Origin of the sequence: Roseibium aggregatum, assembly GCF_017309185.1 — a bacterium.
In the GTDB taxonomy this organism is placed as follows: domain Bacteria; phylum Pseudomonadota; class Alphaproteobacteria; order Rhizobiales; family Stappiaceae; genus Roseibium; species Roseibium aggregatum_B.
Window position 1 is genome coordinate 23,829 of the sequence record NZ_JAEKJZ010000006.1, and the last position, 11,478, is coordinate 35,306.

At 62.0% G+C, this 11,478-nt stretch carries 10 protein-coding genes; all 10 read right to left on the bottom strand.

Annotated elements, in window-relative coordinates; all coding sequences use genetic code 11:
* Positions 1–26 precede the first annotated feature (26 nt).
* The 10 genes from JF539_RS21995 to modA all read right to left on the bottom strand — a co-directional run bounded on the left by JF539_RS21995 (position 27) and on the right by modA (position 11,263).
* Positions 27–1,628 carry a TRAP transporter large permease gene (locus JF539_RS21995; RefSeq protein ID WP_207142903.1) on the bottom strand — a complete coding sequence of 534 codons (1,602 nt, stop codon included), beginning with the start codon at positions 1,626–1,628 and terminating at the stop codon, positions 27–29.
* A 6-nt stretch (positions 1,629–1,634) separates the two neighbouring features.
* Complete coding sequence (locus tag JF539_RS22000) at positions 1,635–2,267, bottom strand: TRAP transporter small permease (protein ID WP_207142904.1); 633 nt, start codon at positions 2,265–2,267, stop codon at positions 1,635–1,637.
* A 187-nt stretch (positions 2,268–2,454) separates the two neighbouring features.
* A complete protein-coding gene (locus JF539_RS22005; protein ID WP_207142905.1) occupies positions 2,455–3,462 on the bottom strand; it encodes a DctP family TRAP transporter solute-binding subunit in 1,008 nt (335 codons plus the stop codon).
* 343 nt (positions 3,463–3,805) lie between these two features.
* Positions 3,806–4,741 carry an RNA polymerase sigma factor SigJ gene (gene sigJ, locus JF539_RS22010; protein WP_207142906.1) on the bottom strand — a complete coding sequence of 312 codons (936 nt, stop codon included), beginning with the start codon at positions 4,739–4,741 and terminating at the stop codon, positions 3,806–3,808.
* Positions 4,742–4,753: 12 nt separating this feature from the next.
* Positions 4,754–5,185 (bottom strand): carboxymuconolactone decarboxylase family protein, encoded by a 432-nt coding sequence (locus JF539_RS22015; RefSeq protein WP_207142907.1) that lies wholly within the window; start codon positions 5,183–5,185, stop codon positions 4,754–4,756.
* A 275-nt stretch (positions 5,186–5,460) separates the two neighbouring features.
* Complete coding sequence (locus JF539_RS22020) at positions 5,461–6,795, bottom strand: sigma-54-dependent transcriptional regulator (RefSeq protein ID WP_207142908.1); 1,335 nt, start codon at positions 6,793–6,795, stop codon at positions 5,461–5,463.
* Between the two features lie 11 nt (positions 6,796–6,806).
* Positions 6,807–8,594 (bottom strand): sensor histidine kinase, encoded by a 1,788-nt coding sequence (locus JF539_RS22025; protein WP_207142909.1) that lies wholly within the window; start codon positions 8,592–8,594, stop codon positions 6,807–6,809.
* A 51-nt stretch (positions 8,595–8,645) separates the two neighbouring features.
* The gene (gene modC, locus JF539_RS22030) at positions 8,646–9,761 is read right to left on the bottom strand and encodes a molybdenum ABC transporter ATP-binding protein (protein WP_209017504.1); all 1,116 of its coding nucleotides are present in this window, start codon (positions 9,759–9,761) and stop codon (positions 8,646–8,648) included.
* Entirely contained in the window at positions 9,748–10,455 is a 708-nt protein-coding gene (gene modB, locus JF539_RS22035) for a molybdate ABC transporter permease subunit (RefSeq protein WP_207142911.1), read from the bottom strand. The genes modC and modB overlap by 14 nt, the downstream gene beginning before the upstream one ends.
* A 25-nt stretch (positions 10,456–10,480) precedes the next feature.
* A complete protein-coding gene (gene modA / locus JF539_RS22040) occupies positions 10,481–11,263 on the bottom strand; it encodes a molybdate ABC transporter substrate-binding protein (protein WP_207142912.1) in 783 nt (260 codons plus the stop codon).
* Positions 11,264–11,478: the final 215 nt, after the last annotated feature.

An 11,478-nucleotide genomic window follows, 5' to 3' on the forward strand; every position in this document is an offset into this window, starting at 1 on the left:
TTTTGTCGTTTCAAAGGTCCACGCGCTTACTGCGTGATGATCTCCGGCCCCATCAGAGCATAGGGTAAAAAGGTCGAGATCGCGGGAACGTAAGTGACCAGCACCAGGAACAGGAGCAGGATCAGGACGAACGGAAGCGCCGCCTTGACAACCTGAAGGAGGCTCATGCCCGTTATCCCAGAGGTCACGAACAGGTTCAGTCCGATGGGCGGCGTGATCATGCCGATCTCCATGTTGACGACCATCAGGATGCCGAGATGGATCGGGTCGACCCCGAGTTCCAGTCCGATCGGAAACACCACCGGAGCCACGATCAGAAGCAGACCCGAGGGTTCCATGAACTGGCCGCCGATCAGGAGCAGGATGTTGACCGCGAGCAGGAAGGTAAACCAGTTGAAACCGGCCTCAACCATCCAGTCGGTGATGACCTGCGGGATCTGTTCGGCCGTCAAGGTGTGGGCAAAGAGCAATGCGTTGACGATGATGAACATCAGCATGATCGTTGTCTTCGCCGAATCCGTCAGAACCTTCTTGGTGTCCTTGTGGAACATGGCAGGGAAGAACTTCCAGCCGATCAGCCCGAGATTGCGGCCCCAGACCTTGCCGCCGACCGCGTAGGCGGCCGGGAGCTCCGCCGGGCTCAGCCCGCCGCGCAGCATCGGATAACCAATAAGGGCGGCGATCAGGACGATCGCGCTGTCAACGCCGAAAAAGCCCGCTCGATCGGTAAAGGCATAGGCAAGACCGGACCAGACGAACATCGCAACCAGGGCGTAGGTGATCGTCTTGAACCCGGTCAGCGCCAGAGGGCCGTCCCTGTCGTCCACCCAGCCGATACCGGCCAGCGGCCCCATGTCACGGTAGACGAAGAGAGCGATCAGGCAGGCATAGACAGCGGCAACGGCCGCGGCTTCGGTCGGCGTGAAGATACCGCCGTAGATGCCGCCCAGGATGATCACCATGAGGAAAAGGCCGACCGCGGCTTCCGAAAGCGCACCCCAGATTTCCCGGAATCCCGGCCAGGGCTGAGCGGGAAGATTTTTAACCCGCGCCATGACGTAGATGGCGATCATGAGCATCAGGCCGGCGATGATGCCCGGAATGACGCCGGCGAGGAACATGCGGCCGACGGAGACGTTCGTCGCCGCCGCGTAGACCACCATCACGATGGACGGCGGGATGAGGATTCCAAGCGTGCCCGCATTGGCGATCACGCCGGCGGCAAAGTCCTTGGTGTAGCCCGCCTGGCGCATGCCCGCGATGGCGATGGTGCCGATGGCGACCACGGTTGCCGGAGATGAACCGGACAGCGCCGCGAACAGCATGCAGGCGAACACCCCGGCGATCGCCAGTCCGCCGCGGATCGATCCGACGGTGGCGATGGAGAACCGGATGATGCGCTTGGCGACGCCTCCGGTCGACATGAAGGAAGACGCCAGGATGAAGAACGGAATGGCAAGCAGCGTGAAGTTCTGCGAGGCATTGAACAGCTGAACGGCCACGGAACTCATGGAATCGTGGCTGAAGAGCGCGATGTAAAGAACGGCCGACAGGCCCAGGGAAACGGCGATCGGAACTCCGAGGAACAGAAAGCCGAAAACGAACAGGAAGAGAAATGCGGTTTCCATCGGGCCTTAGTCCTTCAGCACGTCTTTGTTTTCAGCCACCAGTTCCTCCGCCTCGTGGGCGGCGATAATGGCTTCTTTCTTGCCGAGAAGGATCAGCACGAAGGCCTGGGCGGCGCGGAAGGCCAGCAGCAGGAGACCGACAGGAAGGATGATATAGGGAATCCAGCGCGGAACGCGTTCCCTTACTCCGAACCAGTCCTGGATGAAGCCCGGCCATTTCAGGTCTTCCATGCCGATGGGCAGCTTGTAGAACTTGGCGACATAGGCATAGGCCCCACCGGTCGATCCCTTGTTTTCCAGCGCCAGCAGCCCGCCGAACCAGGTCGCGTCGAACAGAAGCAGCGCATAGAGCACGGTGAGCGCGGCGCCGAGCAGGGCGCACAGACGGAAAATCGGTCGCGGAAACAGGTTGATGACCGCATCGACACCGAGATGGGCACCGATCTTGATGCCATAGCTCATTCCGAACAGAATCAGCCAGGCAAACAGGACACGGGTGAATTCCAGCGCGGCACCCCAGCCGGAGTTGAAGCCATAGCGCGCCACCACCTGCGAGAAAGTGACGATGGTCATCAGGGCCAGAATGAAGGCGATGATGTTTTCTTCCAAGGAATCGACGAAGCGTCCGACACGGGACATGGAAGCCTCCCCAGTCTGGAGCTCTTCGGCTCCGGGCTAGCCGCTTGACCGCGGCTTGTTGGTTGAATCGTGCAATCGGGTTCTGCGGCGCTCGGAAGAGCGCCGGAAACCGCGGCTTCCGCAGGCCAGGAGCCTGCGGAAGTGTCGGCGAAAAGAGGCCGCCCTGCGGCCTCTTGCGGTTTCAGGTTCAACTTGCCTGGTTGGAAGCGACCGCAGCGTCGATGACGTCCTGGCCGATGTCCTCGCGGAACTTGTCCCAGACCGGCTTCATGGTGTTGACCCACTCGTCGCGCTGCTCGGCGGTCAGCTGGCGCACTTCACCGCCGTTTTCCATGATCTTCTTCTTGTTTTCCTCGTTGATCGCGGTCGAACGGTCGTTGTACTCGTCAGAGACTTCCGTGAAGATCTTGAGGAACTGGTCGCGCACATCCGCATCCAGGCTGTCCAGCCATTCCTGGGAAGTTACCGCGAGGTAGGTCAGAAGCTGGTGGTTGGTTTCGGTGGTACCGTCCTGCACTTCAAAGAACTTCTGGGTGTAGATGTTGGACCAGGTGTTTTCCTGACCGTCGACAACACCTGTCTGCAGCGCGCCGTAGACTTCCTTGAAGGCCAGTTTCTGAGCGTTGGCGCCCATGGCTTCGATCATGGCGACCGCCACGTCGGAAGTCTGAACGCGGAACTTCAGGCCCTTGGCGTCGGAAGGAACCAGAAGCGGCTTGTTGGCGGAGAACTGCTTCAGGCCGTTGAAGACGTAGCCGAGGCCGACAAAGCCGTAGTCGGACATCGCACCGAGCAATTCCTGACCCTTTTCACCCTTGGTGAACTTGGTCACCGCGTCCATGTTTGAAAACAGGAACGGCAGGTCGAACACACGGTACTTCAGGGTGTAGGATTCGAACTTGGACAGCGACGGCGCGGCGAGCTGAACATCGCCGAGAAGCAGAGCTTCCATCACCTTGTTGTCGTCGAACAGCTGCGAGGACGGGAAAACCTGCATGCAGGCCTTGCCGTCCATTTCGGTGTTGATGCGCTCCGCGAGAGCGGACGCCATTTCGCCTTTCGGGTGGCCTTGAGCAGCAACGACGTGGCTGAACTTGATGACGACCTCGCCGTCCCCGCACGCGTCGGCGGCAATCGCGGCGGACGACATGGAAACGGAAGCTGCGGCGGCAGCGGCGATGAACAACTTTTTCATTGGATGTCCTCCCAGACATTCTAGATTGGCGGCCGGTCGGCCGGACAGCGCAAGGGCTGGTCGGCACGATATTGGCAAACTTCGTGCCAATTTCCGCCACCTTCTTCAAAACGCCGGTTTTGAGAGGTTAACAAAGACTGAAGACGCTCCATAGTCCGGAGTGCGCCCATGATCATGTGTCGATTCCAACACACCACGGAAACACGATGGGTCGAAATCGACACATTTCAGGGCGCCAAGCGACAAGTTCGCCCCATTTGTCCGGGGCACCTCTGCCGTTGTGGCGTTCCCGTTTGAAAGCCGCCCGATGGCGCATCCTTGCTTTCGGGAAAAGGCTGCGCCATCAAATCCCGGGATCACACACCTCGTTCCAGAGGGCTCCGTTCGCCGGATCATGACGCAAGGGCCGCGAGAGCCGGCGCAGCTTGTCCGGGTTCCGGATGTTGTAGATCCTGTCGATCCTGCCGTCTTCGGAATAGCCGAGTGTCATCGCGGTCACGAGCCGCGGCCCGTCGTAAACAGCGATCCCGCGCAGGCCGTTGATATCCAGATGCTCAAGCCGCGCACCGGTCCACAGCCGGCTCAATATGCGCGCGACATATTTTCCGACCGCTTCGGGACCTCTCAGAACCCGGCGAAGCGCCGTTGCCTTGCCGCCGCCATCGGTCTGGAACTGCACGCCGTCGGCCAAGAGAACGCTGAGCCTGTCAGGGGAGCCGGATTCGAGGGCCGCCAGAAAGGCGGACAACATGCGCTCCTGGTGCTCGGGCGGCGGCACGAACCGCGCGGCCGGATCCTTGACGTGTCGGCCCGCCCTGGAAACGAGCTGACGGCAGGCCGTCTCGCTCAGTCCCAGGGTTGCCGCGACATCCGGATAAGACTTCCCGAAGACTTCCCGCAGGAGATAAGCCGCCCGCTCCTTCGGCGACAGGCGTTCCAGGAGCAAGAGAAACGCCGTCGTCAGTGACTGTGCCCGCTCCAGATCGCGTTCGGGATCGTCTTGCGTTCCGATCTGCAGCGGTTCGGGGATCCACGGACCGACATAGTCGACCCGTTTTCTGTGCGCGGCCTTCAGATAGTCCAGACAGCGGTTGGTGCAGAGCGTCGTAAGATAGGCCTCCGGACTGACGATCGAGGCTTGCTCGGCCCCCTGCCACTTGAGAAAGGTGTCCTGAACCGCATCCTCCGCGTCCGCCATGGACCCGAGCATGCGGTAGGCGAGGCCGAGCAGCCTCGGCCGGATAGCTTCAAACACTTCGCTCTGCGCTGTTTCGGACATCGCGGGAAGCCTTCAGTGGTTGGAGACCTGCATACGGTTCCAGAGATTGATCATCGCGACCGCCGATGTCAAAGCACTGATTTCACTCTCGCTGAAATGCGCCCGCAGGTCTTTCCTCAAGGCGTCATAGTCGGCTTTCTCGTCGAGCACGGTCAAGGCTTCGGTCCAGGCAAAGGCCGCCTTTTCCGCCGGTGTGAAATCGTCGACGTGGCGCCAGACCGTGAGACGCTGCAGCCGTTCCTGGGTTTCGCCCGCCTCCAGGGCTTCCTTGGTGTGCATCTTCACGCAGAATGCGCACTGGTTGATCTGTGACGCCCTGAGATCGACCAGATGACGCAGTTTCGGCGCCAGGTCCGTCTGTCCGATTTCCCCGCTTGCCGCGATGAAACGCTGCAGCACGGAGGGAATGAAGGACTGATAATTGATAGAGGTAGAAGCTGTCATCGGTGTCTTCCATGTAAGGTTAAAGGGAGTGACACCTGATTGACGACCGGCCTGGTCCGGTTGTGACGCGAGAGCAAAAAATTTCTCCGGCGCCGCCGAAAGACCCAACGCCTCTTTGTCATCCCTGCGCAGGCCGGGATTCGATAATCTTTGAAAAAATTATGTTTTCCGACACATGCGATATGGCGTACCCGGTCCTGACGCTGAAGCGTCAAGACCGGGACGACAAACAAAATGCAGTAAAATGCAGCCCAGGTCCTTATTCAAAAGAATCTCTACCCTGAAACCGCCTCTTCCCTGCCCAGACCGTATTTGCGCATCTTTTCGTAAAGCGCCTTGCGGGACAGGCCGAGGTTTTCGTAGGTCGGCTTGATAGCGCCGCCATTGCGGTTGAGTTCGGCGGAAATGAGCACCTTCTCGTAAGCCGCCATCTGTTCGAAAAGCGTCGCGTCCGCCGAGATCTGCGGATCCGCCGGTTGCTCCAGCCCCAGGACGAACCGGTCGGCGACATTGCGCAATTCGCGCACATTGCCGGGCCAGTCTCGCGCCATCAGGCCCGCCAGATAGACTTCGCTGATATCGGGTATCTCCCGTCGGTAGCGCGCTCTTGCCTCGACCGCCAGATGACGGAACAGCGGAGGGATATCCTCCAGCCGTTCCCTGAGCGGGGGAATCGACACATTGACCACGTTGAGCCTGTAAAAGAGATCCAGCCGGAAACGTCCCTCCTTGCCCGCGGCTTCCAGGTCTTCCTTGGTCGCCGCGATGAAGCGCACATCCAGTTCGATCGGCTTGTTGGAACCGAGCCGCTCGATGGTTCTCGTTTCGATGACCCGCAGCAGCTTGACCTGCAGTTCGAGCGGCATGGATTCGATCTCGTCGAGAAAGACAGTGCCGCCATGGGCATGTTCCAGTTTGCCGATCCGCTGGCCGCTTGCCCCCGTGAAAGCGCCCTTCTCGTGGCCAAAGAGTTCGGATTCGATGATTTCGGCGGGCAGCGCGCCGCAATTGAGCGCGACGAAGGGCTTTTCCTTGCGCGGGCCTTCGTCGTGGAGCGCCCGGGCGACGACCTCCTTGCCGGAGCCGGTTTCTCCCAGGATCAGGACGTCCGCATCGGTCGCCGCCAGCGCCATGACGTTGCGGCGCAGGAGGTCCATGACCGGAGTGCGCCCGACCAGACGGCTTTCAAGCCCGGTACGGTCCGCCAGTTCCTCGCGGAGCTTGCGGTTTTCCAGAACGAGACGGCGTTTGTCGAGCGCGCGCTCCACCACGGAGGCGAGACCGGACACGGAGAAGGGTTTCTCGATGAAGTCGTATGCGCCGGACCGCATGGCCTCCACGGCAAGCGGCACGTCGCCATGGCCTGTGATCAGGACAACAGGAAGGGCGGGATCGATTTCGAAAGCCCGCCTCATGACCCCGAACCCGTCGGTACCGGGCATTTTAATGTCGGTAATCAGGACACCGTAGAAGGCCCGGTTGATCCGCTCCAGCGCCTCCTCGGGTTGGCCGGTGGCAAAAACGTCCTGACCGGACAGTTCCAGCCCCTGGCTCAGCGATTGGCGCAAATCCGCCTCGTCGTCGACCAGAAGAACAGTCGCCTGATCCATAAATCTCGTTCCTATTCCGCAGCCTGCAGACGGTTCTCCGCCACCGGCAGCCGCATGGTGAATTCCGCGCCGCCGTCCTCCCGATTGGCGGCTTTCAGCGTTCCTGAAAAGTCATGGACGATCTTATAGGCAATCGAGAGGCCGAGCCCCAACCCCGCACCGACTTTCTTGGTGGTGAAAAACGGATCGAAGATCTGCGGCATGGCGTCTTCCGCGATCCCCGGACCGTTGTCGCTTACACGCAGCACGGCTTCACGGTTCTCGCGGCAAAGGCTCAGCCGCACGTCCGGTGCAGGTTGTGCGGCAACCGCGTCAAGCGCGTTGGACAGGAGGTTGATCACCACCTGCTCAAGCCGGATATGTCCGCCCTTCACGATGATGTCTTCCTCCGGCAGATCGAGATTCAGGCCGATCCCGCTTTGCTTGATCTGCGGCTGAAGCAACAGCAGCGCCTCGTCGATCACCTGACGCAGGGAGACAGGCTTGATATCCGTGCCGGACTTGCGGGTGAAGCCTTTCAGCGTCTTGGCGATTTCCGCCATGCGGGCCACCATCCCGCCGATCCTCGTCAGATTGGCCTGCGCCTCGACCGCCCGGCCCCGTTCGATCAGCATGCCCGCGATCTCCGCATCGCTCCTGATGGCGGCCAGCGGCTGGTTGTATTCGTGGCTCAGGGCCGCCGACATGCGCCCCAGGGTCGCCAGCTTGGCGGCCTGCACCAGTTCGGCCTGGGTGAGGCGCAGGTTCGCCTCGGCCTGTTCGCGCTCCCGGACCTCCTGCTCCAGCAGAACATTCGCCTTGCGCAGTTCCGCCGTACGGCTGCGCACCCTGCGTTCCAGGCGCAAGGCTTCCGCCCGATTGCGCCGCTCCTGCCGGTCGAACTCTTCCCGGCGCAGGATCAGGAACCAGATCCCCCCGGCGGCGATCACACAGACCAGAAGCGCGACCAGCATGGCAAAGCCGGACCTCTGGCGGGCATCCGCGGTGTCGATGAGCGTTCTGACCTCCCATCCGAGAACGGGGAGGTTTTGCGTCAGTTGCATGCGATTGTCCGCGACGCCGTCGGCTGTCAGCAGGAGCTTCAGCCGCCCGATCGGAGAGAGTTCGCCAAAGCGCGGCCCGTTGCCGACCTCGGAAAGATATCTTCCTCTCCAGTGCGAGACGTTGGTCACGACTATGCGCCCCGCCCGGTCGAGCGCAACGATCGGCTCCTTGCTCAACGCCCAGGCCTGTTCGACATCCTCCAGACTGACACGCACCGCAAGCACGCCCCTGGCCACGCCGTCTCTGCGCAAGGGCGAGGCGAAGACATAGTTGGCGGCGGTTTCCGGAGTTCCCAGGATCAGTTCCCGCCCGAGTTGCCCATGACGGGCCTGGTCGAAGGCTTGCGGTATCTTCTCCGCGCCGCCTATGCCGCCGGAGGGAACCGTTTCCTGGCTGGAGACGACGACACGGCCGGACATATCCATCAGCCAGATCTCTTCCGCACCGGACATGCCGGCGGCGATCGCGGCGATCCCCGGGTGCACGGGCGCGCCTCCTTCCCCGTTCAAGAGATCAATGGAATCCGAGCCCCTGGCCAGCAGCGGCGGGAGCAGGCGGAACTTGTCGAGAAGCCGTTCCAGAACCGCCGTCTGCACAGCCAGATTGGCCTCCGCGCGCGTCTGCTGCTCGGCGAGGGTGATCCGCAGGCTGGCAAGACCGGTCAGAGCCAGAATCGCAACCGTGGCCAGCGCCATCGCGGCAGCGATGCCGATCTTGAAGGCCCTCCAAGTCTTGCGCTTTTCCCTGTTTCTCATGTCGCCAGTATAAACATGCGTGTGCATCCGTGAAGTTTGGACCTTCAAACCCTAGGTATTCAGATCCGTGACCGGCGGGGCCGGGGCGCGCTGCCGCCGGTCGATGGCGACGCTCTTGATCAGGACCGTGACCGGTTTGCCGGGCGCCAGCCCAAGATCGGCGACCGACGCGCGGGTGATGCGGGCGCGGATCGTCTGATCCGCGACCCGGCACAGGATCTCGGCATAGGGCCCGGTTTCCTCGGATATGCTGGTGACCGTTGCGGCAAAGGCGTTGCGGATGGAGAGGCCCACGGGCGGCGCGGTCGCCAGCGCGACATCGCGGGCCCGGATGCGCAGCCTGACCGCGTCGCCGATCTCCGCCGCCATGTCCGGGATCTGCAAGATCGGGCCACCGATGTCCACATGGGTCAGGCCCCACTCCTCATCGAGATACGTGACCTTGCCCTCGACAAGCGCGCCCGCCTCGTGACGGCCGGTCGCCCGGCCGAGATCCGTGCGCGCCAGCATGTCCGCGACCGGCCCGAACGCCGGCGTCTTTCCGTTCGAGAGGATGACAAGCGTGTTGGAGAGGCGCGCGACTTCCTCGATCGAGTGACTGACATAAAGGATCGGAATGCCGGCCTCCACGCACAGCCGGTCCAGGTAGGGCAGGATATCGTTGCGCCGGGCCTGGTCGAGATTGGCGAGCGGTTCGTCCATGATCAGAAGCCTTGGATCCGACAGAAGCGCCCGGCCGATGGCCACCCGCTGTTTTTCGCCGCCCGACAGGTTGGCCGGCTTGCGGCCGAGCAGCCCGCCCAGGCCGAGCAGTTCGACGACCTCGTCGAAATCGCGGTCGGGTTTTCTCCGGCCGGCCCAGCGCGCATAGGTGAGGTTGGCGCTGACGCTCAGATGCGGAAACAGGCGTGCGTCCTGAAAGACATGGCCAATGCGCCTTGCCTGAACCGGAAGGTCGACCCCCTCGCGCCCGTCGAACAACGTGATGCCGTTGACGGCGATATGACCGTCAAGCGGCTTGATCAGACCGGCGATCATGTTGGTAAGCGTCGTCTTGCCCGCACCCGACTGGCCGAAGAGGGCCGTCACGCCGCCGCCGCTTTCAAACCGGGCCTCGAGATCGAGCGGTCCGATGCGCCCAACGATGTCGACCTCAAGCATCGCCATCTCCGAGCCGCCGGCGCAGATGGCGGGCAAACAGCTCCGAGGCGATCAGAGCGGCAAAGGCCACCACCACGGCGATCAGGGTCAGGCGGAAGGCCGCGATGTCGCCGCTCGGACTTTGGGTGGCGGTATAAAGCGCAAGGGCCAGGGTGCGGGTTTCGCCCGGAATGTTCGAAACAAAGGTGATGGTCGCGCCGAATTCGCCCATCGCCTTGGCGAAGCCCAGAATCGCGCCGCCGAGAATGCCTGGCAGGGCCAATGGCAGCGACACGGTCAGGAAGGCGACGACCCGGTGCGCGCCCAGAGACTTTGCGGCTTCCTCGAGCTTCGTGTCCACCGCCTCGAAGGAGAGGCGGATGGGACGGACCAGGAGCGGAAACGCCATCACCCCGGCGGCAAGGGCCGCGCCCGTCCAGTTGAACGCGAAGCTGATGCCGAAGACATCGTTCAAGAAAGCCCCAATGGGGCCCTTCCGGCCGAAGGCCAGAAGCAGCAGATAGCCGGTCACCACCGGCGGCATGACCAACGGCATATGCACCAGCGCATTCAGGACCCCATGCCCCGGAAACCGGAACCGTGCCAGCAGATAGGCAACGACCACCGCCAGCGGCAAGGCGACCAGCAATGCCGCCCCGGCGACCCTCAGGGTCAAAGTCAGGGCTTGCAGTTCTGCCGGCTGAAGAGAAAGAAAATCCACGGGCGCTCGGTTTGAAAGGACTGAGTTACTCTCCGTTATCGGTCACAAAACCGAAAGAACGCAAGATTTCCTTTGCTTCGAGACCGTTCAAAAAGGCGACAAACGCTTCTGCCTGCGGGTTGCCGGAAACCGTCGTGACGGCCGCCGGATAGGCAATTTCGGGGTAACTTTCCTTCGGAAACCGCGCCACCACCGTTACCTCAGGCTCGATGGCCGCATCGGTGGCATAGACCAAGCCAAGCGGTGTATCGCCACGCGCCACGGTCGCCAGCGCCACGCGGACATTTTCCATCAGCGCCAGATTGCCCTCAACGGAGCGCCACAGCTGCAGATGTTCCAGGGCCGCCTTGCCGTAGCGCCCGGCGGGCACGGTTTCCGGATCCGCCATGGCCAGGCGCTGGCCAGAAAGGCGGGCGGCAATCGCCACCCTGGAAAGCTCCAGCTCCGGGCTGCCCTTCGGTCCGACCAGGACGAGACCATTTCCGGCAATCACACGGATGGTTTCGGGCCGAACCGCGTCCCGCTCGGTCACATACTCCATCCAGGCGGTATCGGCCGACACGAACACATCCGCCGGAGCGCCTGCCTCCACCTGGCGGGCGATGGTCCCGGTTCCGGCGAAGGAAAAGACCACCGGCGTTCCGGTCTCCTTTTCAAAGGACGTTCCGATCCGTTCCATCGCGTCCCGCATGCTGGCGGCGGCGAATACAGTCAGCGGCTCGGCGGCGGGCACCGGCAGCAGCATCGCGGCGAAGAGGACCAGGGAAACCAGGAGACGCTGCACGAAGACAAACCCGTTTGAAAACATTGCTTTCTTGCTAAGGGGTCCGCAGTGCCGTTGCAACACGTTTGCGTCGTTTAATGCGCGCAGAAACGAGGTAAAGAAAGAATACCTTTCGGGGTCATGCATGGCTTGAGCCAAGGAGATTTCCCCTACCCGAGTGTCATCCCGGTTTGGCGCAAGCCAAGACCGGGATCCAGTAAACGGTTGCCTTCTACGGTGTTTACTCTTCCTGACCGCAG